This window comes from Terrabacter aeriphilus (assembly GCF_039542985.1).
GTDB classification, from domain to species: Bacteria; Actinomycetota; Actinomycetes; order Actinomycetales; family Dermatophilaceae; genus Terrabacter; species Terrabacter aeriphilus.
In genome coordinates, this window is the sequence record NZ_BAABIW010000006.1 from 411439 (window position 1) to 436649 (window position 25211).

Below are 25211 nucleotides of genomic sequence, written 5' to 3' on the forward strand. Positions count from 1 at the left end.
GGTCAGGAGTCGAAGCCGACGCCGATGCGGTCGAGGGCCTTGAGCCACAGGTTGCGTCGGCCGGTGCGGTCCTCGGCGGCGAGCGACGAGCGCGTGGCCCGCACGGCGGCATACCGGATCGGCTCGGGCGGGAACGGGATCGGCTTGCGCCGCACCATCTCGAGGCGGGTGCGCTCGGTGTCGCGGCCGTCGACGAGGTCGAGGGCGACGGCCGCGCCGAAGCGCGTGGAGGCGACGCCCAGCCCGGTGTAGCCGACGGCATACGCCATGCGCCCGCCGAGGGCGGTCCCGAAGACCGGCGTGAAGCGCGAGGTCGTGTCGATGACGCCGGCCCACCGGTGCGTGAACCGGATGCCCTCGAGCTGCGGGAAGATGTCGAGGAAGTGGTCGGCGAGCAGGCCGTGCGAGGCGTCGGACTGCTCGAGCGCGGGGTCGATGCGACCGGGGAAGTGGTAGTTCGCGTCGTAGCCGCCGAAGAGCACGCGGTCGTCGAGCGTCCTTCGGTAGTAGTGGAACTGGTTGCCGGCGTCGGTGAGGCCCTCACGTCCCCTCCAGCCGACGGCGTCGAGCTGCGCCGGGGTGAGCGGCTCGGTCATGAGCACGTGGTCGTAGACGGGGAGCACCCACGCGCTGAACCGGCGCAGCACGCCCTGCGCGGCGTTGGTGCCGATGACGACCCGCCGGGCGTGGATGGAGCCGCGGTCGAGCCGCACCCGCACGCCGGCGCCCTCGACCTCGAATCCCGTTGCGCGAGTGTGCTCGTGGAGCCGCACGCCCAGAGACTCGGCCGCGCGCGCCAGACCCCAGACGAGTCGGGCGGGGTCGACGAGGGCGACGCCGGGGTCGAAAATGCCGGCGAGGTAGCGCGGGGAGTCGACGCGCGCCCGGGCCTGCGCCGCGTCGAGCAGCTCGACCGGCGCGCCGTGCGCCCGGTGCAGCTCGAAGGCCTCGCGCACCGTCGGCACCTGGTGCTCGCTGAGGGCGAGGGTGAGCTCGCCCGGCCGATGGAAGTCCGCGTCGACGCCGTATGCCGTCAGTGACCTCTCGAGGCCTGCCATGTTCTCGTCCGCGAGCCGTTCGAGCGTGCTCGTCTCGGTGGGCCAGCAGGCGAGCCCCTGGGCGAGGCCGTGCGTCAGCGAGGCGTCGACGAAGCCGCCGTTGCGTCCGGAGGCGCCGTCACCGAGCCGGTCGGCCTCGACGACGACGACGTCGCGGGAGGGGTCGGCCTCCTTGGCCTGGATCGCGGCCCACAGTCCGGTGAAGCCGGCGCCGACGACGAGCAGGTCGGTGCGGGGCGCCGCGCCGGTGAGCGGAGCGCGCGGATCGGGGCGCTCGGGGCGGTCGGTCCAGAAGGGGACGGTCCGGGCGCCGTCGAGCGCCGCGGCGGCGCGGGGCGAGAGCGGGGAAAGAGGCATGACGAAAGGGATTCGACCATGCTTGGCTGGCCCTGTGAAGCCCCCTTCGTTCCAGCACGATGCCGCCGCACCGGAGCCGGCCGAGCTCCTCCGCACCTTCCACGACGAGACCCGGGCCCCCGTGCCGCTCGGCACGGCCGAGCGGCCGATCGAGCTCGACGGGCCGGTGCGCAAGCACTACGACCTCGACCCGTCGGGCCACTTCGCGATGGTCGAGAGCCCGGACGGCCTCGGCGACGACCCCGACGGGCTCATCGCGCGGGTGCGCGACTTCTTCGCCGACCGCGGGCAGCGCGTCGAGTGGAAGACCTACGACTACGACGGTCCGGCGGACCTCGGAGCGCGCCTCGCCGCGGCCGGGTTCGTGCGGGAGGACGACGAGGCGCTCGTCCTCGGCGCCGCCGAGCCCCTCGCGCAGCAGGAGCTCGCCCTCCCCGACGGCGTCGTCGTGCGGGCCGCCGACTGCTTCGAGGACTTCGCGCGGATGCGGACGATGTCCGAGACGGTGTGGGGCGAGACCCACGCCTGGGTGACCGACTCGCTCTACCCCGACTGGGTGGCCAGGCCGGAGTCGATGGACGTCGTCGTCGTCGAGGAGTCCCGCGAGGGGCCCGTGCTGTGCGCCGCCCGCGGCGAGTACGACGCGAGCAGCTTCGTCGGGCTCTGGGGCGGCTCGACCCTGCCGGGGTGGCGCGGCCGCGGCCTCTACCGCGCCACCCTGCTCCACCGGGCCCGCCTCGGGATCGAGCGGGGCAAGCGCCACGTCCGTGTCGATGCCTCGCCCGACTCCGAGCCGATCCTCACCCGCCTCGGTCTGCGCCGGGTCGCGACGACGACGCCCTACGTCTTCGTGCCGGACGTCAGGAGCGCGTGAACACGGCCTGGTGCGACGACAGCTGCCCCTCGACGACGTCGCTGCGCTCGTCGGCGATGCGGATCGACCCGACCCTGCCGCGTACGGCGGCGGTCCGGGAGGTGTCGGTCGTTCGCACGGTGACCTTCGTGCCGTCGTCCTCCACCCACGAGTCGACGTGGACGTCCCGGTCGACGGGGCGCAGCCCGCGGAAGGTCAGGTCGACGGGCATCCGCACTGCCGGTGCGGCTCCGTAGACGTCCGTCGCCCGCGCCGTCCCGGTCAGGTGGGCGGCGGCGGTGCCGCGGAACGTCGCGACGGCGCCGGGGATCTCGAGCTCGCGGGCCCCGCGGAAGGTGCACGGTCCCGGCGTCGGCCCCTCCTCGTCGACGACGAAGATCTCGGGCGGCAGGACCCCGGTCGGGCAGCGCCAGTCCTCGATGCGCGCGGACACGTCGTCGGTGCCCGGGGTCGATGCGTCGTCGCCGACGGAGACGACGCCGCGGTGCACGTTGCCGCCGAAGAGCCCGGGCACGGCTCCGCGGTCGACCCACGAGACGTAGGCGTTCTTCGCGAGGTAGTCGTCCCGGGGACCGCCGGCGTGCGCGGCGGAGCTCGCGGCGAGCAGTGGCAGGACGGCGGCGGCGGCCGCGGTGACGGTGCGGACGGCGAGGTGACGCATGGTGATTCCCCTGTTCGGTCGGTGCGCCGAGCGTTGTCGTCGACGTACCACCTAGACCGTGGCGGGGGCCGGAAGGTTGTCACGATCGGCGGGGGGATCCCCAGTGCGCGGACAGACCGTGTGCGGCCCACGGCATACGTGGCAGGATTCACGGCGGATCGTGAACCCGCTCATTCGACAGCAGGAGTTGCAATGCCCATCGCCACCCCCGAGGTGTATGCCGACATGCTCGACCGCGCGAAGGCCGGCTCCTTCGCGTACCCCGCCATCAACGTCTCGAGCTCGCAGACGCTGAACGCCGCGCTCAAGGGCTTCGCCGACGCGGGCTCCGACGGCATCATCCAGGTCTCGACGGGCGGCGCGGACTACCTCTCCGGCCCGAGCATCAAGAACATGGTGAGCGGCTCGCTCGCCTTCGCGGCCTACGCGCACGAGGTGGCCAAGAACTACCCCGTCAACATCGCGCTGCACACCGACCACTGCCCCAAGGACAAGCTCGACGGCTTCGTGCGCCCGCTCCTCGCGGCGAGCACCGAGCGCGTCCAGGCCGGCGGCACCCCGTGGTTCCAGTCGCACATGTGGGACGGCTCGGCCGTGCCGCTCGACGAGAACCTCTCGATCGCGCAGGAGCTGCTCGCCCTCGCCAAGGCCGCGAACGTCATCCTCGAGATCGAGGTCGGCGTCGTCGGCGGCGAGGAGGACGGCGTCGCCCACGAGATCAACGACAAGCTCTACTCGACCCCCGCCGACGCGATCGCCACCGTCAAGGCGCTCGGCGCGGGCGAGAACGGGCGCTACCTCACGGCCCTCACCTTCGGCAACGTGCACGGCGTCTACAAGCCCGGCAACGTCAAGCTGCGTCCCGAGGTGCTCCTCGAGGCCCAGAAGGCGGCCGCTGCCGAGCTCGGCCTCTCGGACGACGCGCGCCCCTTCGACCTCGTCTTCCACGGCGGCTCGGGCTCGCTGCCCGAGGAGATCTCGGCGGCCGTCGACCACGGCGTCGTCAAGATGAACGTCGACACCGACACGCAGTACGCCTTCACGCGCTCGATCGCCGGCTGGATGATCGGCAACTACGACGGCGTGCTCAAGGTCGACGGCGAGGTCGGCAACAAGAAGCTGTACGACCCGCGCGCCTGGGGCAAGGCGGCCGAGGAGGCCATGGCGGTCCGCATCGTCGAGGCGTGCAGCGCCCTTCGCTCGGCGGGCACCCACCAGTGAGCGACAACCTGCTCGGCATCCCCGAGACCCGGCTCCCGGCCGACCCGGCCGCTGAGAAGCTCGACGCGGGAGTCGATCCCGTGCAGGTGGCCGCGGCCCACCCCTCGAGCTCGCTCGCGTGGGCCGTCCTCGCCGAGGACGCGCTCGCCGACGGCGACCGTGACGTCGAGGCGTACGCGTACGCCCGCACCGGCTACCACCGCGCCCTCGACAGCCTCCGCAAGGCGGGCTGGCGCGGGCAGGGCCCGGTCCCGTGGTCGCACGAGCCCAACCGCGGCTTCCTCCGGGCGCTGGCGGCGCTCGCCCGCTCAGCCCGCGCCATCGGCGAGAGCGACGAGGAGGCGCGCTGCACGCAGTTCCTGCGGGACAGCTCGCCCGAGGCCGCGCGCGAGCTCGGGCTCTGAGGACCCCGCCGCGGGCATGACGCTCTTCTGCTCCGACGTCGACGGCACGCTGCTCGACCACCGTCGCACCCTCTCCGACCGCACCGTCGCCGCCATCCGCGCGGTGCGGTCGGCGGGGCACACGTTCGTGCTCTGCAGCTCGCGGATGCCGGCCTCGCTCGAGGGGCTCGAGCGGCTCTGCGGCGTCGACCCGACCCCGCTCATCGCCTACAACGGCGGTCTCGTGCTCCGCGCCGACCGCAGCGTCGTCACCGACGTGCCCATCGCGCCCGACGACGCCCGCGAGGCGTATGCCGTGTGCTCGCGGCTCGACCTCCACGCGAGCTTCTTCGCCGGTGACGACTGGCACCCGTGGGGTCCCGACCGCTGGACGGAGCGTGAGGCGACGATCACCGCCGTCGAACCCAACTCGGTCTCGGTACACGACTACGTCGCGACCGGCCGGGTCGACACGCATCCGCCGCACAAGGTCATGGCGATGGGCGACCCCGCCCTCGTCGACGACCTCGAGGTGGCCCTCGCCGGGCGGCCCGGTCTCGTCACCTACCGGTCGAAGGACACCTACCTCGAGATCGCCAACGCCGCCTGCTCCAAGGGCGGCGGGCTGCGGGCGCTGGCCGCCGAGCTCGGCGTCGACCTGGCCGACACCGTCTTCTTCGGTGACAACCACAACGACGTCTCGGCGTTCGAGGTGGCGGGGACGGCCGTCGCGGTCGCCAACGCCGTCGACCCGGCGCTCGACGCGGCCTCCGTCGTCACGAGCCACCACCGCGAGGACGGCGTCGCCGCCTACCTCGAGGAATGGCTCGCCGCGCACTGACCGGTGCCCGACCCCGACACCTGGTCGACCCCGATGCGGCGAAAGGTCCCCGGCAGCCGGCGCGGTTGGCCACAATCGGTCCCGTGACGGAGGTGCGGCTCCTCGGTCCCGTCCGCGTGGTCGTGAACGGGACCGAGCGCCCGGTGGGGGGCGCCAAGCAGAGTGCGGTGCTCGCCGTGCTCGCGCTCCGGTCGCCCCGGCTCGCCTCGACCGACCAGCTCATCGACGCCGTGTGGGGGAGTGCGCCGCCCGAGAGCGCGCGCACGGCCGTCCAGGTCTACGTGAGCGGGCTGCGCAAGGTCCTGGGCGGCGACGCCGCGCTCATCGAGCGTGACGGTGACGCCTACCGCCTGGTGGGGCCGTCGTTGGCCGTGGACGTCACCGACTTCGAGCGGGGGGTCTCCGAGGGCCGCTCCGCCCTACGCGCCGGCGACCCGGTCCGCGCGGCACGCCTGCTGGACGACGCCCTGTCGCTCTGGCGGGGGTCACCACTCAGCGGTCTCGAGTCTCTCCCCTTCCACGCGGACTCGGGTCGCGCGCTCGACGACACGCGGGTGGCGGCCCTCGTCGACCGCGCGGACGGTCTGCTTCGGTCCGGAGCGCTCGAGGACGCGATCCGGGTGGCCCGGCAGGTGACGATCGAGCGTCCCTTCGAGGAACGGGCGTGGTGCCTCCTGGCGACCGCCCGCTACCACGCGGGGCGGCAGGCCGAGGCGCTCGACACCTGCTCCGAGGTGCGCCGTCGCCTCGGCGACGAGCTCGGCATCGATCCCTCGCCCGAGCTCGCGGCGCTCGAGCTGTCGATCCTCCGACAGGACCTCGAGCCGCCCCTGCCTCCCTCGGCGCCGGCCGAGCGCGGCGCCGTCCCGGATGCAGCCGCGACCGGGCTGCCCGCGCTCCCGGAACCCTTCGTCGGTCGCGACGATCTCGTCGCGGCGGTGGTCGAGCGCCTCGGGACCGCACGGCTGGTGAACCTCGTCGGTCTCGGGGGCATCGGCAAGACCTCCGTGGCGGTGGCCGTCGGGCACCGGTGGTCCGAGTGCGGCCGCCCGGTCGTCTTCTGCGAGCTGGAGTCGGAGAGCGAGCCGTCGGGTGCGCTCGACCGCCTCTGCCGTCAGCTCGGCATCGATCCCGGGGACGATCCCGCTGAGGCCCTCGCCGTCGTCGAGGCCGGCACGGTCGTGGTCCTCGACAACATCGAGCAGGTCGAGGGGCTCGGCGCGGTGCTGGTCGGGATCCTCGAGGTCGGCCGTCTGACGATTCTCGCGACCAGCCGCCGTCCCCTCCGTGTGCGGGACGAGGTGGTCGTGCCCGTGGCGCCGTTGTCGCTCCGGTCGAGTGACGGGCGTCCCTCACCGGCCGCCGAGCTCTTCCTCGAGCGGGTGGGGCGGGTGCGGGCGTCGCTCGACCGCACGGCCGCGATCGAGGCCGGTGAGCGCGTCTGCGCCGCGCTCGACGGCATACCGCTCGCGATCGGCCTGGTGGCGGCGCGTGCCCGCGTGCTCACGGTCGAGCAGATCGCCGCGCGGCTCGAGGCCGGTGGCGACTCCGGCCTCGAGCGGACCCGTCGTCGTGACGGGCCAGCGCGGCAGGCGAGCCTCGCAGCCGTCGTCGTGTCGTCGATCGAGGCGCTCGAGCCGACTGCTCGAGAGCTGTTGCCGCGCGTGGCGGAGCTGGATGGGTGGATGTCGCTCGACCTCGTCGAGACCGTGTTCGGGCCCGCACCCGGCGGATCCGTCATCGACGCCGTCGAGGACCTCGTCGACGCCGGGCTCGCCGACCACGACGACGACGGGCGAGTGCGCCTGCGCCGACCGATCCGCGAGTTCGTTCGGCGCCGCACGGACGGATCGCGACCCGTCGACGCAACCGCGGTCGTGGCCCGGGTGCGCACCTGGGTCGAGGGGCTGACCCCGCCCCTGCTCGACCGGCACGACGATGCGGTCCTTGCCCTCGTGGCACGTGACCAGGACCCCCTCCGCGGCGCCCTGGCACGGGCCAGGGATCTCGAGCTCGCTGACGAGCTGGCGGCCCTCGTCCTGGCGCTGCACCGGTACTGGCTGCTCTCCGGACGGATCACCGAGGCCCGTCGGTGGATCGAGGCGGCCTGCGGACTGGCCGGCTCGGACGGTGTGAACGGGTGGCGCCTCCAGGTCCTGCGAGGCACCTTCGCGGCATACGCCGGGGATCCGGAGGCGGAGGCGATCCTGGCCGCCGCCCTCGATCGCGTCGGAACCGACCCGGACGGCGTCGGGCCCGTCGACCGGGTCCTCGTGAACGGTTGGTGCGTGCGGGCGGCGATCTCGGCGCAACGGGACGCGATCGAGGACGCCACGGCGGCTGCGGCGGCGGCCTCTGCGCTGGCCGCGGCGTCGGCCGACCCGACGCTGCTCAACCTCGCCAACGACATCACCGGCTACGTCGCGGCGTACGCGGGTGACTTCGCCGCCGCGCTCGAGGCCCACCGGGCCGCGCTCGTGACGCTCCGCGGCCGCGGCGACGAGTACGACGTCGTCAACGTCCTCACCTCGATGGTCGACGACCTGGTCGGGCTGGGGCGGGTGGAGGAGGCACTGGCCGTGTCGGAGGAGGCATTCGACCTCGTCGTGCGCCAGGACTCGGTGGCCCTGCGGGCCCAGGTGCTCACCCTGCGCGGACTCGCCCTCGTGTGTGCCGTGCGCCCGGGTGAGGCGCGCGGTTGTCTCCTCGAGGGTCTTCGACTCGGACGTGATCACCTGCCAGACCCCTTCCAGCAGGCGGTGCGGCTGGCGCTGCTGGCCGTGTGTGCGGCCGTCGCGCGCCAGGACCCGACGGCTGCGCGCCTCTGGGGCGCAGCCGAGGGGCTGCTGCGCGACACCCGCATCTCGGTCCGCAGCCAGCTGCCGGCCGGCGTCGTGGCCGAGGTCGACGGTGCGCGGTCCCGGCTCGGACGGGACTTCGAGGTCCGCGCCGAGCTGGGCGGCGCCACGGCCGAACGCGTCATCGACGCCCTCCTCGACCCTTGACGCCGACCGGCCGCTCCCCCGGAGAGCGACCGGTCGCCCCACGATGCCTCAGCGGCGGTTGCCGATCGAGATCGAGCCGTTGTAGACGAGGCATGCCACGTAGTGGCTGTACGTGCAGGCGTAGTCGCTCAACCCCCCGTTGTAGTCGATGGCGCGCTGGCCGAGCCAACGGTTGGAGGAGTCGTACCAGACGAGGCCGGTACGGACGTTGAACCGGCCGCCGGTGGCCGTTGCGCTCTGCTTGTGGTCGCCGAGTCGCGCCTGGGTGGTGCCTGCCGGGAGCCAGTAGTAGGAGCTCCACTGCTCCGTCGAGGTGAACCCGTTCGAGAGGTACCGCGTGATGACGTACGTGATGCCGACCTTCTGCAGCCCGGTCGAGCCGTTCGAGCGCGTGACCAGGGGGCCGGGAACGTGCAGGCCCGCCATCACGACGGAGCCGGGCCCGGGGGTCCAGTAGTCGAAGTGCGTCACCTTGTACGGCGTCACGCCTCCGTACCACCCCGACGCGTTGTAGTACTGCAGGGCCGATGCCCCCGGCGCCTGGAGGATGCCGACGAGCACCGTCAGGACGGCCACGACGAGGCTCGTGAGCGAACGACGCAGGCGAGGCCGGTGGCGGATTGGGGGTGTGGTCGTGGTGTCCGTCGTGGTGTCCATCGTGGGCTCCTTCCGAGAGGTGCTGACGGGGACACCGTCGCGCGAGGCGCTAAAGAAGCGCTTAAGCGCCTCGTGGGGCGCGGGCCGGCCGGCGGGCGCCGTCGGGGCACGCGTCACGAACCGATAACCTTGCGGTTGGCTTCAACCGCAACCGGAAGGCAGACCGATGCCGGCAATCGTGCTCGTCGGAGCGCAGTGGGGTGACGAGGGCAAGGGCAAGGCGACCGACCTGCTCGGCAGCAGCGTCGACTACGTCGTCAAGTTCAACGGCGGCAACAACGCCGGCCACACCGTCGTCATCGAGAAGGACGGCAAGCGCGAGAAGTACGCGCTGCACCTGCTGCCCTCCGGCATCCTCAGCCCCAACTGCGTGCCGGTCATCGGCAACGGCGTCGTCATCGACCTCTCCGTGCTCTTCGAGGAGCTCGACGGCCTCGACGCGCGCGGCGTCGACACGAGCAAGCTGCTCGTCAGCGCCAACGCGCACGTCATCCCGAGCTACAACCGCACCATCGACAAGGTGACCGAGCGCTTCCTCGGCAAGCGCCGCATCGGCACGACCGGCCGCGGCATCGGACCGACGTACGCCGACAAGATGAACCGCGTCGGCATCCGCATCCAGGACCTCTACGACGAGGGCATCCTGCGCCAGAAGGTCGAGGCGGCGCTCTCGCTGAAGAACCAGCTGCTCGCCAAGATCTACAACACCCGCGGGGCCGAGGTCGACGAGGTCGTCGAGGAGCTGCTGTCGTATGCCGCCCGCCTCGCCCCCATGGTCGCCGACACGAGCCTCGTGCTGAGCCAGGCGCTCGACCGCGGTGAGACGGTGCTCTTCGAGGCCGGCCAGGCGACCCTGCTCGACGTCGACCACGGCACCTACCCCTACGTCACCTCGAGCAACGCCGTCGCCGCCGGCGCCTGCACCGGCTCGGGCGTGCCCCCGACGCGCATCGACTCCGTCATCGCGATCCTCAAGGCCTACACGACGCGCGTCGGTGAGGGCCCGTTCCCGACCGAGCTGCACGACGACAACGGCGAGTTCCTCCGCAAGACGGGCGCCGAGTACGGCACGACGACCGGCCGTCCGCGTCGCTGCGGCTGGATGGACACCGTCGTCGGCCGCTACGCCACGCGCATCAACGGCGTCACCGACTTCGTCATCACCAAGCTCGACGTCCTCACCGGGCTGCCCAAGGTGCCGGTCTGCGTCGCCTACGACGTGGGCGGCGTGCGGCACGACGAGATGCCGGTCAACCAGACCGACTTCCACCACGCGACCCCGATCTACGAGGAGCTCGACGGGTGGTGGGAGGACATCACGGCCTGCCGCACCTTCGAGGAGCTGCCGGCCAACGCCCAGGCCTACGTGCTGCGCGTCGAGGAGCTCATCGGTGCCCGCGTCTCCGCGATCGGCGTCGGCCCGGGACGCGACGAGATCATCGAGCGCTTCCCGCTCAACCCCCAGGCCGACGTCGTCTGATGCGTGAGGAAGCCATGACTGAAGAGGTCGCCCCGCTCGACTGGGTCACGCGTCTGGCCGACGAGGTCGTCGCCGAGGCCCAGCAGCGCAACCCCGGCGAGACGATCGTCTGCGCCTCGGGCATCAGCCCGTCGGGCCCGATCCACCTCGGCAACTTCCGGGAGCTCATCACGCCGCACCTCGTCGCCGACGAGATCAAGCGGCGCGGGATCGCCTGCGAGCACATCCTCAGCTGGGACGACTTCGACCGCTTCCGCCGCGTGCCGAAGAACCTTGCGGGAGTTGACGACTCGTGGGAGCAGTACATCGGTATGCCGCTCACCGCCGTGCCGCCGCCCGCCGGCTCGCCGCACTCGAGCTGGGCGGAGCACTTCAAGGCGCCGCTGATCGAGGCCATGGCCGCCACCGGCATCGAGGTGCGCCAGATCAGCCAGACCGAGCAGTACCGCGCGGGGGTCTACCGCGACCAGGTCATCCTCGCGATGCGCGAGCGCTTCGCCATCGACAAGGTGCTCGACCAGTACCGCACGCTAGAGGCCGCCGACGCGGCCCGCCAGAAGGCGACCGGCAAGGGCAAGGGCGGCCAGCAGCAGCAGCAGAAGGCGGCCAAGCTGACCGAGGAGCAGGCCGCGGCCGCCACCGAGGCCGAGCGCGGCTCGGGCGCCGCGTCCGAGGACGACGGCAGCGAGGGCAAGGCCGGCTACTACCCCTACAAGCCCTTCTGCAGCGCGTGCGGCACCGACTTCACGACCGTCACGGCCTACGACGACGACAGCCACGCCCTCACCTACGCCTGCACGAGGTGCGGCCACACCGAGACCGTCGACCTCGACACCTTCACGAACGGCAAGCTCGTGTGGAAGGTCGACTGGCCGATGCGCTGGGCGCACGAGCACGTGCTCTTCGAGCCCTCCGGCGTCGACCACCAGAGCCCCGGCAGCAGCTACGTCGTCGGCAAGGACCTCGCGCCGGTCTTCGGCTGGGAGCGGCCCGTCGGTCCGATGTACGCCTTCGTCGGCATCGCCGGCATGGCGAAGATGAGCTCGAGCAAGGGCGGCGTGCCGATCCCGACCGACGCGCTCGAGGTCATGGAGGCGCCGGTGCTGCGCTGGCTCTACGCCCGCCGACGGCCCAACCAGAGCTTCGACGTCGCCTTCGGCCCCGAGCTGCAGCGCCTCTACGACGAGTGGGATGCGTTGAACCGCAAGGTCGCCGACGGTTCGGCGCAGGCCGGTGACCTCGCCGCGCACCTGCGCGCGACGTCCACCGCGGCCGGTCCGCTGCCCGCGACGCCTCGCCCGATGCCGTTCCGTACCATCGCCTCGGTCATCGACGTGACCCAGGGCGACGAGGAGCAGGCCGTGCGCATCCTCGGCGAGCTCGAGCCCGACCGCCCCGTCGAGTCGACCGACGACCTGCGCCCCCGGCTCGACTGCGCGGAGCGCTGGATGCTCGGCTACGTGCCGGCCGAGGACCGCACCGTCGTGCGGGCCGAGCCCGACGCCGAGCTGCTCGGCAGCCTCGACGACACCGAGAGGGAGGCCCTGCGGCTGCTCGCCGACGGCCTCGACCGCCACTGGTCGCTCGACGGCCTGACCCACCTCGTCTATGGCGTGCCGAAGGTCCAGCGCGGCATCGACCCCGACGCGAAGGTCAAGGACCCCGAGCTCTCGGCCGCGCAGCGCGCCTTCTTCGTGCTCGTCTACCGGCTGCTCGTCGGCAAGGACACCGGGCCGCGGCTGCCCACGCTGCTCCTCGCCGTCGGCGCCGACCGCGTGCGCACGCTCATCGGCCACTGAGCGAAGCTCGCAGGGTCTGGACGGAGGTGCCCACTCGACGGAAGTCGAGTGGGCACCTCCGTGCGTCAGGCCCGTGGGTCAGTTGACACCGACGGCAGACCAGGCGGTGGCCGTGGCGTCGTACTGCGTGCTGCCGGCGCCGTAGAGGTCCTTGGCTGCCGAGAGCATCCCGGCGCGCGCACCGGCGTAGTTCGTCGACGAGGTCCAGTACGTCGTCAGGGCGCGGTACCAGATCGCGGCGGCCGCGGCGCGGCCGATGCCGGTCACCGACGACCCGTTGCACGTCGGGCTGTTGTAGCTGACGCCGTTCAGGGTCTTCGCGCCGCTGCCCTCGGACAGCAGGTAGAAGAGGTGGTTGCCGACGCCGGAGGAGTAGTGGACGTCGAGCGTCCCGACGCTCTTGGTCCAGCAGTTCGCCGAGGCGCCGTCCTTGCTGGGCTGGTCCATGTAGCGCAGCGGCTTGCCGGCGCCGATGGCGAAGCGCTCACCGATGAGGTAGTCGCCCGGGTCGCCGGTCGTGGCGGCCGTGAACTCGACCATGGTGCCCATGACGTCGGACGTGGACTCGTTGAGGCCGCCGGACTCACGGCGGTAGGCGAGGCCGGCCGTGGCCGACGTGACGCCGTGGGTCATCTCGTGGCCGGCCACGTCGAGCGACACGAGGGGGCCGTAGCTGACGCCGTCCCCGTCGCCGTAGCGCATGCAGAAGCAGGTGTCGCTCCACGAGGCGTTGACCCAGTTGGTGCCGACGTGCACGAGGCTGCGGGGCGTCGTGGCCGTCGGCCTGGCCGGCGCCGAGGCGGCCAACCCGCCCGGCCGGTTCGCGGAGCCGCTGGCCCGCGCGGCCGCCGGTGGGCTGCCGGTCGTGCCGCACTGCGGCGAGGGCACCGGCGCGGCCGGGGTGCGGGCGGCGCTCGCCCTCGACCCCGTCCGGCTGTGCCACGGCGTCGGGGCGCAGGACGACCCGGCCCTGGTCGAGCAGCTCCGCGAGCGCGGCGTCTGCGTCGACATGGCGCCGTCGTCCAACGTCGCGCTCGGCATCGTGCCCGACCTCGCGAGCCACCCGCTGCCCGTGCTGCTGCGGGCCGGGGTCGACGTCACGCTGAGCACCGACATCCCCGGCTTCGTCGGCATCGGCCTCGTCGACGAGCTGGTTCGCTGCGCGGCCGCCTGGTCGCTCACCGACGCCGAGGTCGACCGCCTGCTCGAGACCTCGCTGCGTCGCAGCCTCCAGCCCACCGGCTGACCGCGCCGGGCGGCATACGGCCTCGGCGTGCCGACGGACCGCCACGAACCGCGGCGGCAGCGCGCGGTAATCAGAGCTGCGGTTCTTGGTGCGGCGGCGGCAGCTGCGCCGCGCCGTCGCAAGCGGGACGGTGGTGCGACTGCGGCGCGGCCGCTACGGCCTGCCGAGCCTGCTCGCGGCGCGGACGACCGCCGAGGCACTCTGCGCGACGGCCTCGCACCTGACCGCGGCGCTGCACTGGGGCTGGGCCGTCAAGCACGAGCCGGAGCTGCCGCAGCTGACGTTCCCGCGCGGGCGCGAGCTCCGGCCCGCGGCGCACGGTGGTCGGGGTGCTGCGCCACGCCGACCCCAGGGCGGCCAACCCCTTCGAGTCGGTGCTGCGCGCGCAGTGCCTCCGGGTCGCCGAGCTGCACGTGACGCCGCAGCACGTCGTCGCCGGCGAGGACTTCCACGCCCGGGTGGACCTCGCGGACCCCGAGCTGGGCACCGTCGTCGAAGCCGAGGGCTTCGAGAACCACGGCACCCGCGCGGCGCCCGCTGAGCGTGCGTTGACCTCGTCCGCGCGCAGCTTCGTGGCGGTCCGTCGGGACGGCCGGGCGGACACGGCGCGGACATGGGAGCGGGTGAGGGGCGAGATGCAGGGGGGGTGCATCTCGTCCCTCACCCGGTGCGGCGTCCACGCCTGGGGGACGGGACTGTGTGTGCCGTTTCGCCAAGGGTCTCGAGGGGGATGTGGAGACGGCGGGGAGGGTGTGTTCGCGCTCCTTGGCGATAGGTCAATGATCACCCCGCCGTGGGCTCAGCGGGAGAGTTCCCTCATTTGTTGAACAACTCTTTACCTTCGCGCCTCACGACAGCACGGTCATCCGGTGCGCAGCACGGGTCAGGGCGACGTAGAGCACGCGGATGCCGCCCGGCGACTCGCGGGTGATCTCGTCCGGGTCGACGACGACCGTGGCGTCGTACTCCAGGCCCTTGGTCGACATCGGGTCGATGACCTGCACGCGCCCCTCACCGGAGCCCGAGACCGGCCCCAGCCGCTCGGCGTGGGCGGCGGGCGCGATGACGGCGATCGCCCCCTCGACCTGGCCGAGCAGGGCGCCGACGGCCTCGCGCACCGTGGCGAGCGGGTCGTCGCCGAGCGGGGCCAGCACCGGCTGCACCCCGGTCTCGCGCACGGCCTGGGGGATGTCGGCGTCGGGCACCTCGCGGCGCACGACCTCGGCCGCGTGGTCGAAGATCTCGCGCGCGTTGCGGTAGTTCGTGTCCATGTGGAAGCGCTGGCGCGCCTGCGAGCCGAAGGCCTCCTCGCGCGCGGCGGCGGCCTCGGCGGCGTCCGGCCACGACGCCTGGGCGGCGTCGCCGACGACGGTCCACGAGGCGTGCCGCCCGCGGCGGCCGATCATCCGCCACTGCATGGGGGAGAGGTCCTGCGCCTCGTCGACGAGGACGTGGGCGTACTCGTCGGTGCGGTCGATGCGACCGGCGAGGAGCCGCTCGCGCGGCTCCGTCGGGGCGACGGCGCTCGAGCTGTCGCGGGCGGCGCTGCGCACGGGCTGCACCTCGGTGACGCCGTAGGAGCTGAGGTCCTCGAGCTCCTCGATCTCGTAGAAACCGCGCTCCTCCTGCTCGGCCTCCTGCACCGGGCCCACGCGCGCCGAGAGGTCGTCGATGAGCGCGACGTCGGCCACCGACCACGAGCCGGTCGCGAGGGCGTGGGCGAAGGACGCCGCGAGCGGGCCGACCTCCTCGTCGCGGAGGGTGCCGCGCGCGTGCCGGCGCACGAGGGCGGGGTCGGCGAGCCAGAGGAGCACCTCGCGGGGGTCGACCTGCGGCCACCACGCCTGCATGAACGCCTCGACGTCGAGGTGGTCCTCCCACCGGTCGAGGAACTCGGCCTTGGCCTCCCGGTCGCCGCTGACGCCCAGGGTGGCCCACGCGGCCTCACCGAGCGCCGCCTGGGCCGCACCGGTGGCGGTGTTGCGCTGGTGCTGGCGCAGCACCTGCGAGCGCACCCGGTCGAGGTCGCGGGCCTCGAGCCGCACGGGCCTCCCGGCCACCATGGCCCGGAACTCCGTGGGGGCGTCGGGCACCCGGCCGCGGGCAGCTGCACCGAGGAGGGTCCGGATGCGGGTCGAGCCCTTGGTGCGGGCGACCGCGGGGGAGTCGTGCCGCTCGGTGTGCACGACGTCGAGGACGTCGCCGAGGGCCCGGAGCACGACGCTCTCCTCGCCGAGCGAGGGCAGCACGCGCTCGATGTAGGCCGTGTAGGCCCCCGACGGGCCGATGACGAGGATGCCGCCGGACTCGAAGCGCCGCCGGTCGGAGTAGAGCAGGTAGGCCGCGCGGTGCAGGGCGACGACCGTCTTGCCCGTGCCGGGGCCGCCGGTGATCTCGGTGACGCCGCGCGCGCTCGCCCGGATCGCCTCGTCCTGGTGCGCCTGGATCGTCGCGACGATGTCGCGCATGCGCTCGCCGCGGCTGCGCGTCAGGGCCGCCATGAGCGCGCCGTCGCCGACGACGACGAGGTCGTCGGGGGCCTCGGGCACCATGAGGTCGTCCTCGACCCCGATGACGGTCGTGCCCCGGCTGCGGAGCACGCGGCGGCGGAGCACGCCCATCGGCTGGGTGGGCGTCGCGCGGTAGAAGGCCGACGCCGCCGGGGCGCGCCAGTCGATGACGAGTGGCTCGTAGTCGTCGTCGCGCACGCCGAGACGCCCGATGTAGCGGACCTCGCGGTCGTCGCTCGTCGTCGTGGGCCGGTGCCCGTTGCCCGAGGCGGCGGTGCCGGCGGCGACGTCGGCCCGCAGCATGGCGTGGTCGATGTCGAGGCGGCCGAAGACGAGCCCCTCGTACTGGGTGTCGAGCGCCGTGCGCCGCTTCGCGGCGTGGAACATCAGGGCGTCGCGCTCGAAGAGCCCGGCCCCCTCGGCGTCGCCGATCTCGACGAGCCGGCCGAACTCGGTGCGCGCCAGGCCCTCGGCCTGCACGGTGTCGGCGCGCAGGCCGGCCTTGGCCAGCTCCTCGTGCACCCGGTCGACGTGGGCCTGCTCGACGGCGATCTCGCGGGCGAGCTCCTCCGGGCCGCCCGGTGCCGGCACCGGCGTGATGTCGCGCGGACCGGGCGTCGTGGTCCGCTGGGACGATGCGTTCGACATGCTCACTGACATCCAAGGACTCGAGGGGGAGCCGCAGGCGGCGCGGGAACCAACGAGTCTACTGTCATGACATGGCACCGCAGGCCCCAACGCCACCCTCCGGCGCGCCGCTCGTCGGAAGGGTCGTCCGCCTCGAGCCCACCGTGCCCGACGACGCGCCCGGACTCTTCGCCGTCTACTCCGACCCCCGCTGCTACGAGCACGGATTCGAGATGATGCGGCCGCACCGGTCGGTGGCCGACACCGAGGAGCTCGTGGCGCTCGCGGTGGCCGCGCGCGCGGCGGGGCGCACGGCATACACGATGCGGCTCGTCGCGGACGGCCCGCTCGGCCCGGCGGGCACGGTCGTGGGGTCGAGCTCACTCGGTGACGTCGACGTCGTGCGGGAGCACGTGCACCTCGGGTGGACGATGATCGGCTCGCGCTGGTGGGGCACGCAGGTCAACCCGGAGAGCAAGCTGCTGCTCCTCGCGCACGCCTTCGACGACTGCGGCTTCGGGCGGGTCAAGATCCAGACCGACGTGCGCAACGCGCGGTCGCGCGCGGCGATCGAGCGCCTCGGCGCGACCTTCGAGGGCATCACCCGACGGGACGTGCGCCGTGCCGACGGGTCGTGGCGCGACAGCGCCGTGCACTCGATCCTCGTCGACGAGTGGCCCACGGTCCGGGCGGGCCTGCTGGCGCGGGTGGCGGCCCCCTAGGCTGGTCGCCGTGAAGGTCCTCGTGCTCGGTTCCGGTGCCCGTGAACACGCTCTCGTCAAGGCCGTCGCGGCGGACCCGGAGGTCGACGCCGTCATCGCGGCTCCCGGCAACCCCGGCATCGACGCGACCGCGCTGTGCGTGGCGGTCGACATCAACGACGGCGACGCGGTGGTCTCCGTCGCCCGTGAGTACGACGTCGACCTCGTCGTCGTCGGTCCCGAGGCGCCCCTCGTCGCCGGTGTCGCGGACGTATGCCGGTCGGCCGGGTTCGCCGTCTTCGGCCCGTCCGCCGCGGCCGCCCGCCTCGAGGGCAGCAAGTCCTTCGCCAAGGAGGTCATGGCCGCCGCCGACGTGCCGACCGCGCTCGCCCACGTCTGCACGAGCCTCGACCAGGTCGAGGCGGCCCTGGACGCGCTCGGTGCCCCCCACGTCGTCAAGGACGACGGGCTCGCCGCCGGCAAGGGAGTCGTCGTCACCGACTCGCGCGACGCGGCCCTCGAGCACGCTCGCGCCTGCCTCGCCAAGCCCGACGGCCGCCTCGTCGTCGAGGAGTTCCTCGACGGGCCGGAGGTCTCGGTCTTCTGCCTCAGCGACGGCGAGACCGTCGTCGCGCTCGCGCCGGCCCAGGACTTCAAGCGGGTCGGTGACGACGACGCCGGGCCGAACACCGGCGGGATGGGCGCCTACTCGCCGCTCGACTGGGCGCCGGACGGCCTGGCCGACGACGTCGTGCGCCGCGTCGCGCAACCCACGATCGACGAGATGCGCCGCCGCGGCACGCCGTTCGTCGGCACGCTCTACGTCGGTCTCGCCCTGACCTCCCGCGGCCCGCGCGTCATCGAGTTCAACGCCCGCTTCGGCGACCCCGACGGCCAGGCCACGCTGGCCCGGCTCGAGACGCCGTTCGCCCAGCTGCTCCTCGCGGCGGCCACCGGCGGCCTCGGCGAGTTCGGCCCGCTCCGCTGGTCGCCCGACCACGCGGTCGTCGTCGTCGTCGCGTCGGCGGGCTACCCGGCGTCGCCGCACACCGGCGACCCCATCACCGGCCTCGACGCCGCCGCCGAGGTGCCCGGCGTCGTCGTGCTCCACGCCGGCACCGCCCTCGACGCGGAGGGCGCGCTCGTGTCGGCGGGTGGCCGCGTGCTCGACGTCGTGGCCGTCGCGCCCTCGCTCGCCGAGGCCCGGCGGGCGGCCTACGACGCCGTCGACGTCATCGAGCTCGACGGCTCGCACCACCGCACCGACATCGCCCTGCGCGCCGAACGCGGCGACCTCGAGATGGGAGGAGCGCGATGAGCGCGCTCGACCTGCCCGGCTACACCCACGTCTACTCCGGCAAGGTGCGCGACCTCTACGCGCCGCTCGACGCCGACGGGCAGGTGGTCGACGACCAGCTGCTCCTCGTCGCCTCGAACCGGCTGTCGGCCTACGACGAGATGCTGTCGCCCGAGATCCCCGACAAGGGGGCCGTGCTGACCCGCCTCTCGCTGTGGTGGTTCGACCAGCTCGCCGACCTCGTGCCCAACCACGTCGTCTCGACCGACGTGCCCGACGCCGTTTCCGGGCGCGCGGTGCTCGTGCGCAAGCTGCAGATGCTCAAGGTCGAGGCCATCGCCCGCGCCTACCTCACCGGCGGCGGACTGGAGGAGTACCGCGCCAAGGGCTCGGTCTCGGGTGTCGCGCTGCCGGAGGGTCTCGTCGACGGCTCGAAGCTGCCCGAGCCCGTCTTCACCCCGACGACCAAGGCCCCGGTCGGTGAGCACGACCTGCCCATGGCGCCCGACGAGGTGGCGGCCGAGCTCGGAGCCGAGGTCGCGGCCGAGGTGTCGCGCCTCACCCGCGCGATCCTCGCGCGCGGCAACGAGATCGCGGCCGCCCGCGGCATCCTCATCGCCGACACGAAGGTCGAGTTCGGCGTCGCGCCCGACGGCTCCGGCGGCCTCGTGCTCGCCGACGAGGTGCTGACGCCCGACTCGTCGCGCTTCTGGCCGGCCGAGCTCTGGGAGCCCGGGCACCCGCAGCCCTCCTACGACAAGCAGTTCGTCCGCGACTGGCTCACCTCGGCCGAGTCGGGCTGGGACCGCACGGCCGGCGGCCCGCCGCCCGAGCTGCCCGCCCACGTCGTCGAGGCCACCCGGGCCAAGTACGTCGAGGCCTACGAGCGCCTCACCGGCGAGCGCTTCTAGCCCACCCCGAGGCCGCGCAGACCTCGTCCGCGGCCTGCTCGAGGGCGGGCAGGACCGCGAGGTCGTCGGGGCCGGCAGGGCGCACGAGGTGGGTCACGGCACGAGCCTGCCACCCGGCATACGCTGTCGGCATGACCGAGCCCGTCGCCGACGCCACCCCTGACGCCCCCGCCGAGCGCTACCTGCTGCGGCAGAAGCTGACCCTCATGGTCAACCGCTACGACATCGTGCGCGTCGACGACGCCGGCCGCGAGCTCGGCCTGCTCTGCTTCGCCGAGCAGAAGCGGATGGCGGCCAAGGAGCAGGTCACCTTCTTCACCGACGCCGCGAAGACCCACCCGCTCTTCGGCTTCAAGGCGCGCAAGCGGCTCGACCTCGGCTCCGGCTACGACGTCACCGACAGCCAGGGCCAGCCGATCGGCTGGTTCAAGAAGCAGTTCGGCGCCTCACTCCTCAACTCGACGTGGACGCTCGGCCTGCCGGACGGGCGCGAGTTCGTCGGCCGCGAGCGCAACGCGAAGGTGGCGGTGGCGCGTCGGCTCTGGGAGGTGCTGCCGATCGTCAGCGAGCTCCCCGGACCGTTCCTCTTCCACTTCGACTTCGCGGGGGAGGACGGCCGGATCGCCCTCAGCTCGACGAAGAAGGCCGGCCTCAAGGACGTCTACCACGTGGAGCTGCCCGCCCTCGCCGACGGCAGCGCGATCGACTGGCGGGTCGGCTTGGCGATGGCCGTCGCGCTCGACGCCCTCCAGTCGCGCTGAGCCGGCCGGGCCGGTCGGTCGAGACGCGGTCCGCCGCGTGCGCGCTGGCGGATAGACTCGTGGCCGTCCTCCCGGACGTCGCCCCCACCCCCGCGAGCGCAGGAGAACCACCACTGATGGGAAGCATCGTCGTCGACGTCATGCTCAAGCCCGAGATCCTCGACCCGCAGGGACAGGCCGTCGGTGGCGCCCTGCCGCGGCTCGGGTTCTCCGGATTCACCGACGTCCGCCAGGGCAAGCGCTTCGTGCTGACCGTCGACGGAGACGTCACGGACGAGCACCTCGCCGCGGCCCGCGAGGCCGCCGAGAAGCTGCTCAGCAACCCGGTCATCGAGGACGTCGTCTCGGTGCGGGTCCTCGAGCAGGACTCCGAGCAGGACGAGGACGCCGAGCAGTGAGGATCGGCGTCGTCACGTTCCCCGGCTCCCTCGACGACCGTGACGCGGCCCGCGCCGTGCGGGAGTGCGGCGGCGAGGCCGTCGCGTTGTGGCACGGCGACGCCGACCTCAAGGGCGTCGACGCGGTCATCCTCCCCGGCGGGTTCTCCTACGGCGACTACCTGCGCTGCGGCGCCATCGCGCGCTTCGCGCCGGTCATGGACGCGCTCGTGCCGGCCGCGCAGGGCGGCCTGCCGGTGCTCGGCATCTGCAACGGCTTCCAGGTCCTCACCGAGAGCCACCTGCTGCCCGGCGCGCTGATCCGCAACGACCACCGCAAGTTCAACTGCGTCGACCAGCGGCTCGTCGTCGAGAACGCCTCGACCGCCTGGACCGCCGACTTCGAGGCCGGCCAGGAGATCACGATCGTCCTGAAGAACGGCGAGGGCGGCTACGTCGCCGACGAGCGCACCCTCGACGAGCTCGAGGGGGAGGGCCGCGTCGTCTTCCGCTACGTGCCGGACGCGCAGGGCCGCAACCCGAACGGCTCCTACCGGCACATCGCCGGCATCACGAACGAGCGCGGCAACGTCGTGGGGCTCATGCCCCACCCCGAGCACGCGGTCGAGGCGGGCTACGGCCCGAGCCTCGACGGTCGCGGCTTCTTCACCTCGATCATCCGCCAGACCCTCGAGAGCGCAGCCACCGCATGACCGACACCCAGACCGCCCAGCCCGCTCCCGCGGCGCCCGTCCTCGACACCGTCGAGCACGCGAGCGCCACCCCCGAGGTCGAGCAGCCCTGGGCCGAGCTCGGCCTCAAGGAGGACGAGTACGCGAGCATCCGCGAGATCATCGGGCGCCGCCCGACCATCGCCGAGCTCGCGATGTACTCCGTCATGTGGAGCGAGCACTGCTCCTACAAGTCGAGCAAGGTGCACTTCAAGCTCTGGGGTGAGAACACCACCGACGAGATGCGCGAGAAGCTCCTCGTCGGCATCGGGGAGAACGCCGGCGTCGTCGACATCGGCGACGGCTGGGCCGTCACCTTCAAGGTCGAGTCGCACAACCACCCGAGCTACGTCGAGCCCTACCAGGGCGCCGCGACGGGCGTCGGCGGCATCATCCGCGACATCATGTCGATGGGCGCGCGCCCCATCGCCGTCATGGACCCGCTCCGCTTCGGCAACCTCCACCACCCCGACACCCAGCGCGTGCTGCCGGGTGTCGTCGCCGGTGTCGGTGGCTACGGCAACTGCATCGGCCTGCCCAACATCGGCGGCGAGGTCGTCTTCGACGACTGCTACCAGGGCAACCCGCTCGTCAACGCGCTCTGCGTCGGCGCGATGCGCGTCGAGGACATCCACCTCGCCAAGGCCTCGGGCGTCGGCAACAAGGTGATCCTCTTCGGCGCCAAGACCGGCGGCGACGGCATCGGCGGCGTCTCGGTGCTCGCCTCGGAGACCTTCGACGAGGGTGGCCCGACGAAGCGCCCGGCCGTGCAGGTCGGCGACCCCTTCGCCGAGAAGGTGCTCATCGAGTGCTGCCTCGACCTCTACGCGGCCGGCGTCGTCGACGGCATCCAGGACCTCGGCGGGGCCGGGCTCTCCTGTGCCACCAGCGAGCTCGCCTCCAACGGTGACGGCGGCATGCAGGTCGAGCTCGACCTCGTGCCGCTGCGCGACGCGAGCCTGCAGCCGCAGGAGATCCTCATGTCGGAGTCGCAGGAACGCATGATGGCGGTCGTCGAGCCGAAGCACCTCGAGCAGTTCATGGCGATCACCGACAAGTGGGACGTCGAGGCGACCGTCATCGGTGAGGTCACCGACGGCGAGCACCTCGTCATCACGTGGCACGGCGAGACCATCGTCGACGTGCCGCCGCGCTCGGTCGCCCACGAGGGGCCCACGTACGAGCGCCCACTCGAGCGGCCGGCCTACCTCGACGGGCTGAACGCCGCGGGCACGGCCGCGCTGGCCAAGCCGCAGACGGGCGAGGAGATCCGGGCCCAGCTGCTCACGCTCATCGGCTCGCCGAACCTCTGCGACAAGTCGTGGATCACCGACCAGTACGACCGCTACGTCCTCGGCAACACGGCGCTCGCCCAGCCCGACGACGCCGGCGTCGTGCGCGTCGACGAGGAGACCGGCCGCGGCGTCGCGATCTCGGCCGACTGCAACGGCCGCTTCGCCAAGCTCGACCCGTATGCCGGTGCGCAGCTCGCGCTCGCCGAGGCCTACCGCAACGTCGCCACCGCCGGTGCAGCGCCGCTCGCGGTCACGGACTGCCTCAACTTCGGCTCGCCGGAGGACCCGGGCGTCATGTGGCAGTTCCGCGAGGCGATCCGCGGCATCGCCGAGGGGTGCAAGTTCCTCGGCATCCCCGTCACCGGGGGCAACGTCTCGTTCTACAACCAGACCGGTGACGTCGCCATCCACCCGACGCCCGTCATCGGCGTGCTCGGTGTCATGGACGACGTGGCGAAGCGCTCGGCCACGGGCTTCCGCAGCGACGACGCGCACGTCTACCTGCTCGGCACGACGCGTGACGAGCTCGACGGCTCCGAGTGGGCGCACGTCGTGCACAAGCACCTCGGCGGCCACCCGCCGAAGGTCGACCTCGCAGCCGAGCAGGCGCTCGGTCGGGTGCTCGTCGCGGCCGCCGGCACGGGCCTCGTCGAGGCGGCGCACGACCTCTCCGAGGGTGGTCTCGCCGTCGCCCTCGCGGAGGCCTGCATGCGCCACGGTGTCGGCGTGACGATCGACGGGCTCGACCGCGTGGGCGTCGACGACGAGGGCAACCCGCTCGACGCGTTCACGGCGCTCTTCTCCGAGTCGAGCGCCCGCGCGCTCGTGGCGGTGCCCTCGGGCCGTGCGTCGGAGTTCGAGGCGCTGCTCGGCGACGTGCCGCACGTGCGCATCGGCGTCACCGGTGGCCGCGACCTCGAGGTCCCTGGCCTCTTCGCGCTCTCGGTGGCCGAGCTGAAGTCGGCCCACTCGTTCACGCTGCCGGCGGTCTTCGGCGGCTGAGCGCCCCGAATCGCCTCGACGGCAGAGACGTTCGACGAGACGCACACGACGAGACCCCGCCCGGTGACCGGGCGGGGTCTCGTCGTCCCGTGGCTCAGCGCCAGCCGAGTGCGGGCGCCACGTGCGTCAGGACGCTCTCGATGACGTGCGCGTTGTAGTCGACCCCAAGCTGGTTCGGCACGGTGAGCAGCAGGGTGTCGGCGGCCGCGACGGCCGAGTCCTCCGCGAGCGCTCGGACGAGCTCGTCGGGCTCGCCGGCATACGACCGGCCGAAGCGCGCCAGCCCGCCGTCGATGTGACCGACCTGGTCACGGCTCGCGGTCTCGCGCAGGAAGAGCTGCCGGTCGAGGTCGCTGACGAGGGGGAAGATGCTGCGGCTCACCGAGACCCGCGGCTCGCGCTCGTGCCCGGCGGCGACCCAGGCGTCGCGGAACATCTGGATCTGCTCGGCCTGCAGCTCGTGGAAGGGCACCCCGGTGTCCTCGGTCAGCAGCGTCGAGCTCATCAGGTTCATGCCCTGCTGCGCCGTCCACTCGGCCGTCGCGCGCGAACCGGCGCCCCACCAGATGCGGTCGCGCAGCCCGGGCGACTGGGGCTCGACGGGCAGCAGGCCGGGCGGGTTCGGGAACATCGGCCGCGGGTTGGGCTCGGCGAAGCCCTCGCCCTCGATCACCTCGAGGAAGCGGGCCGTGTGCTCGCGCGCCATGGCGGCGTGGTCGCCGTCGACGGGCTCGTGGCCGAAGTACCGGAAGCCGTCGATGACCTGCTCGGGTGACCCGCGGCTGATGCCGAGCTGCAGGCGGCGCCCGGAGATGAGGTCGGCGGCGCCGGCGTCCTCGGCCATGTAGAGCGGGTTCTCGTAGCGCATGTCGATGACGCCCGTGCCGATCTCGATGCGGCTCGTGCGCGCCCCGACGGCCGCGAGGAGCGGGAACGGCGCGGCGAGCTGCCGTGCGAAGTGGTGCACGCGGAAGTAGGCACCGTCGGCGCCGAGCTCCTCGGCGGCCACGGCGAGGTCGATGGACTGGAGCAGCGCGTCACCGGCGGAGCGGGTCTGCGAGTGCGGCGACGGCGTCCAGTGCCCGAAGGAGAGAAACCCGATGTTCTTCACAGGCCGTGCAACACCGGGCGGGCGCGATCCCTTCCGGTGCGTCGTGTCCGGGCGAGCCCGCCGACGACGACGTTCGCGGCGCCGTAGAGCACGAGGACCGCCGCGCCGACCCAGCCGAGGGCGCGCCAGGCCGGCGCCCAGCTGCCCAGCGAGTCCATGCCGAGCGTGCCGCCGAACGCCCAGTAGAGGCTGGGCAGCGCGTGCGCGAGGGCGACCACGGCAGCCGCGAGCAGGAGCCGCTCACCCGTCGTGCCCGGTCGGTCCATGGGCGGGACGGTAGCGAAGCGGCTCGGTCGGCGGGCCGCA

Annotated in this window: 23 protein-coding genes; 15 read left to right on the forward strand and 8 right to left on the reverse strand. The window is 73.0% G+C overall.

Annotation, left to right across the window (positions count from 1 at the left end; genetic code table 11):
- Positions 1-2 precede the first annotated feature (2 nt).
- Entirely contained in the window at positions 3-1415 is a 1413-nt protein-coding gene (locus tag ABD979_RS04170) for an NAD(P)/FAD-dependent oxidoreductase (protein ID WP_345506183.1), read from the reverse strand.
- A gap of 34 nt (positions 1416-1449) precedes the next feature.
- On the opposite strand from ABD979_RS04170, the gene ABD979_RS04175 reads away from it, so the two are divergent.
- Positions 1450-2289, forward strand: coding sequence for a GNAT family N-acetyltransferase (locus tag ABD979_RS04175; RefSeq protein WP_345506184.1), 840 nt, complete (start codon positions 1450-1452; stop codon positions 2287-2289).
- Here ABD979_RS04175 and ABD979_RS04180 read toward each other — a convergent pair.
- Positions 2276-2950: a hypothetical protein gene (locus tag ABD979_RS04180; RefSeq protein WP_345506185.1), complete on the reverse strand. Its 675-nt coding sequence runs from the start codon at positions 2948-2950 to the stop codon at positions 2276-2278. The two genes, ABD979_RS04175 and ABD979_RS04180, sit on opposite strands and share 14 nt — an antisense overlap.
- 192 nt (positions 2951-3142) lie before the next feature.
- Here ABD979_RS04180 and fbaA point away from each other — a divergent pair, with 192 nt between their 5' ends.
- From fbaA to ABD979_RS04200, 4 genes are all read left to right on the forward strand, one after another.
- A complete protein-coding gene (gene fbaA / locus ABD979_RS04185; protein ID WP_345506186.1) occupies positions 3143-4171 on the forward strand; it encodes a class II fructose-bisphosphate aldolase in 1029 nt (342 codons plus the stop codon).
- A complete protein-coding gene (locus ABD979_RS04190; protein WP_345506342.1) occupies positions 4168-4575 on the forward strand; it encodes a DUF3151 domain-containing protein in 408 nt (135 codons plus the stop codon). Before fbaA ends, ABD979_RS04190 begins: the two co-directional genes overlap by 4 nt.
- A gap of 16 nt (positions 4576-4591) precedes the next feature.
- Positions 4592-5395, forward strand: coding sequence for a Cof-type HAD-IIB family hydrolase (locus ABD979_RS04195; RefSeq protein WP_345506187.1), 804 nt, complete (start codon positions 4592-4594; stop codon positions 5393-5395).
- Between the two features lie 83 nt (positions 5396-5478).
- A complete protein-coding gene (locus ABD979_RS04200) occupies positions 5479-8400 on the forward strand; it encodes an AfsR/SARP family transcriptional regulator (RefSeq protein ID WP_345506188.1) in 2922 nt (973 codons plus the stop codon).
- A gap of 48 nt (positions 8401-8448) precedes the next feature.
- Here the strand turns inward: ABD979_RS04200 and ABD979_RS04205 are convergent, their stop codons facing one another.
- Positions 8449-9057, reverse strand: a complete 609-nt coding sequence (locus tag ABD979_RS04205; protein WP_345506189.1) for a hypothetical protein — start codon at positions 9055-9057, stop codon at positions 8449-8451.
- A 166-nt stretch (positions 9058-9223) separates the two neighbouring features.
- Here ABD979_RS04205 and ABD979_RS04210 point away from each other — a divergent pair, with 166 nt between their 5' ends.
- Both ABD979_RS04210 and lysS read left to right on the forward strand, forming a co-directional pair.
- Entirely contained in the window at positions 9224-10537 is a 1314-nt protein-coding gene (locus tag ABD979_RS04210) for an adenylosuccinate synthase (RefSeq protein ID WP_345506190.1), read from the forward strand.
- Positions 10538-10551: 14 nt separating this feature from the next.
- Positions 10552-12336, forward strand: a complete 1785-nt coding sequence (lysS, locus tag ABD979_RS04215; protein WP_345506191.1) for a lysine--tRNA ligase — start codon at positions 10552-10554, stop codon at positions 12334-12336.
- A 78-nt stretch (positions 12337-12414) separates the two neighbouring features.
- Here lysS and ABD979_RS04220 read toward each other — a convergent pair whose 3' ends face one another.
- Positions 12415-13092 carry a M4 family metallopeptidase gene (locus tag ABD979_RS04220; protein ID WP_345506192.1) on the reverse strand — a complete coding sequence of 226 codons (678 nt, stop codon included), beginning with the start codon at positions 13090-13092 and terminating at the stop codon, positions 12415-12417.
- On the opposite strand from ABD979_RS04220, the gene ABD979_RS04225 reads away from it, so the two are divergent.
- Positions 13037-13582 carry an adenosine deaminase family protein gene (locus ABD979_RS04225; RefSeq protein ID WP_345506193.1) on the forward strand — a complete coding sequence of 182 codons (546 nt, stop codon included), beginning with the start codon at positions 13037-13039 and terminating at the stop codon, positions 13580-13582. The genes ABD979_RS04220 and ABD979_RS04225 overlap by 56 nt on opposite strands.
- 848 nt (positions 13583-14430) lie before the next feature.
- Here the strand turns inward: ABD979_RS04225 and ABD979_RS04230 are convergent.
- Positions 14431-16752 (reverse strand): HelD family protein, encoded by a 2322-nt coding sequence (locus ABD979_RS04230; protein WP_345506194.1) that lies wholly within the window; start codon positions 16750-16752, stop codon positions 14431-14433.
- A 59-nt stretch (positions 16753-16811) separates the two neighbouring features.
- On the opposite strand from ABD979_RS04230, the gene ABD979_RS04235 reads away from it, so the two are divergent.
- Genes ABD979_RS04235 through ABD979_RS04245 form a run of 3 tightly spaced genes read left to right on the forward strand, consistent with a single transcriptional unit; the run spans position 16812 to position 19628 of the window.
- On the forward strand, positions 16812-17441 hold the full coding sequence (locus tag ABD979_RS04235) for a GNAT family N-acetyltransferase (RefSeq protein ID WP_345506195.1): 630 nt from the start codon (positions 16812-16814) through the stop codon (positions 17439-17441).
- A gap of 10 nt (positions 17442-17451) precedes the next feature.
- Entirely contained in the window at positions 17452-18738 is a 1287-nt protein-coding gene (gene purD / locus ABD979_RS04240; RefSeq protein ID WP_345506196.1) for a phosphoribosylamine--glycine ligase, read from the forward strand.
- Positions 18735-19628 (forward strand): phosphoribosylaminoimidazolesuccinocarboxamide synthase, encoded by an 894-nt coding sequence (locus ABD979_RS04245; protein WP_345506197.1) that lies wholly within the window; start codon positions 18735-18737, stop codon positions 19626-19628. The genes purD and ABD979_RS04245 overlap by 4 nt, the downstream gene beginning before the upstream one ends.
- Here the strand turns inward: ABD979_RS04245 and ABD979_RS04250 are convergent.
- Positions 19609-19761 (reverse strand): hypothetical protein, encoded by a 153-nt coding sequence (locus ABD979_RS04250; RefSeq protein WP_345506198.1) that lies wholly within the window; start codon positions 19759-19761, stop codon positions 19609-19611. The genes ABD979_RS04245 and ABD979_RS04250 overlap by 20 nt on opposite strands.
- Between ABD979_RS04250 and ABD979_RS04255 the strand changes: the two genes are divergently transcribed.
- From ABD979_RS04255 to purL, 4 genes are all read left to right on the forward strand, one after another.
- Positions 19760-20389 carry an LURP-one-related family protein gene (locus ABD979_RS04255; RefSeq protein ID WP_345506199.1) on the forward strand — a complete coding sequence of 210 codons (630 nt, stop codon included), beginning with the start codon at positions 19760-19762 and terminating at the stop codon, positions 20387-20389. The genes ABD979_RS04250 and ABD979_RS04255 overlap by 2 nt on opposite strands.
- A 116-nt stretch (positions 20390-20505) precedes the next feature.
- The gene (gene purS / locus ABD979_RS04260; RefSeq protein ID WP_345506200.1) at positions 20506-20787 is read left to right on the forward strand and encodes a phosphoribosylformylglycinamidine synthase subunit PurS; all 282 of its coding nucleotides are present in this window, start codon (positions 20506-20508) and stop codon (positions 20785-20787) included.
- Positions 20784-21479, forward strand: coding sequence for a phosphoribosylformylglycinamidine synthase subunit PurQ (gene purQ / locus ABD979_RS04265; RefSeq protein WP_345506201.1), 696 nt, complete (start codon positions 20784-20786; stop codon positions 21477-21479). The genes purS and purQ overlap by 4 nt, the downstream gene beginning before the upstream one ends.
- The gene (gene purL, locus ABD979_RS04270; RefSeq protein ID WP_345506202.1) at positions 21476-23794 is read left to right on the forward strand and encodes a phosphoribosylformylglycinamidine synthase subunit PurL; all 2319 of its coding nucleotides are present in this window, start codon (positions 21476-21478) and stop codon (positions 23792-23794) included. The genes purQ and purL overlap by 4 nt, the downstream gene beginning before the upstream one ends.
- 94 nt (positions 23795-23888) lie before the next feature.
- Here the strand turns inward: purL and ABD979_RS04275 are convergent, their stop codons facing one another.
- Both ABD979_RS04275 and ABD979_RS04280 read right to left on the reverse strand, forming a co-directional pair.
- Positions 23889-24905: an LLM class flavin-dependent oxidoreductase gene (locus ABD979_RS04275; protein WP_345506203.1), complete on the reverse strand. Its 1017-nt coding sequence runs from the start codon at positions 24903-24905 to the stop codon at positions 23889-23891.
- Positions 24902-25171 carry a hypothetical protein gene (locus tag ABD979_RS04280; protein WP_345506204.1) on the reverse strand — a complete coding sequence of 90 codons (270 nt, stop codon included), beginning with the start codon at positions 25169-25171 and terminating at the stop codon, positions 24902-24904. The genes ABD979_RS04275 and ABD979_RS04280 overlap by 4 nt, the downstream gene beginning before the upstream one ends.
- Between the last annotated feature and the right edge of the window lie 40 nt (positions 25172-25211).

Coding starts and splice junctions, on each gene's coding strand:
- ABD979_RS04195 (WP_345506187.1), top strand. CDS start 4,592: ATGACGCTCTTCTGCTCCGACGTCGACGGCACGCTGCTCGACCACCGT.
- ABD979_RS04280 (WP_345506204.1), bottom strand. CDS start 25,171: ATGGACCGACCGGGCACGACGGGTGAGCGGCTCCTGCTCGCGGCTGCC.
- lysS (WP_345506191.1), top strand. CDS start 10,552: ATGACTGAAGAGGTCGCCCCGCTCGACTGGGTCACGCGTCTGGCCGAC.
- purL (WP_345506202.1), top strand. CDS start 21,476: ATGACCGACACCCAGACCGCCCAGCCCGCTCCCGCGGCGCCCGTCCTC.
- ABD979_RS04255 (WP_345506199.1), top strand. CDS start 19,760: ATGACCGAGCCCGTCGCCGACGCCACCCCTGACGCCCCCGCCGAGCGC.
- ABD979_RS04180 (WP_345506185.1), bottom strand. CDS start 2,950: ATGCGTCACCTCGCCGTCCGCACCGTCACCGCGGCCGCCGCCGCCGTC.
- fbaA (WP_345506186.1), top strand. CDS start 3,143: ATGCCCATCGCCACCCCCGAGGTGTATGCCGACATGCTCGACCGCGCG.
- purS (WP_345506200.1), top strand. CDS start 20,506: ATGGGAAGCATCGTCGTCGACGTCATGCTCAAGCCCGAGATCCTCGAC.
- ABD979_RS04170 (WP_345506183.1), bottom strand. CDS start 1,415: ATGCCTCTTTCCCCGCTCTCGCCCCGCGCCGCCGCGGCGCTCGACGGC.
- ABD979_RS04205 (WP_345506189.1), bottom strand. CDS start 9,057: ATGGACACCACGACGGACACCACGACCACACCCCCAATCCGCCACCGG.
- ABD979_RS04230 (WP_345506194.1), bottom strand. CDS start 16,752: ATGTCAGTGAGCATGTCGAACGCATCGTCCCAGCGGACCACGACGCCC.
- ABD979_RS04210 (WP_345506190.1), top strand. CDS start 9,224: ATGCCGGCAATCGTGCTCGTCGGAGCGCAGTGGGGTGACGAGGGCAAG.
- ABD979_RS04250 (WP_345506198.1), bottom strand. CDS start 19,761: ATGCCGACAGCGTATGCCGGGTGGCAGGCTCGTGCCGTGACCCACCTC.
- ABD979_RS04235 (WP_345506195.1), top strand. CDS start 16,812: ATGGCACCGCAGGCCCCAACGCCACCCTCCGGCGCGCCGCTCGTCGGA.
- ABD979_RS04225 (WP_345506193.1), top strand. CDS start 13,037: ATGCAGAAGCAGGTGTCGCTCCACGAGGCGTTGACCCAGTTGGTGCCG.
- ABD979_RS04245 (WP_345506197.1), top strand. CDS start 18,735: ATGAGCGCGCTCGACCTGCCCGGCTACACCCACGTCTACTCCGGCAAG.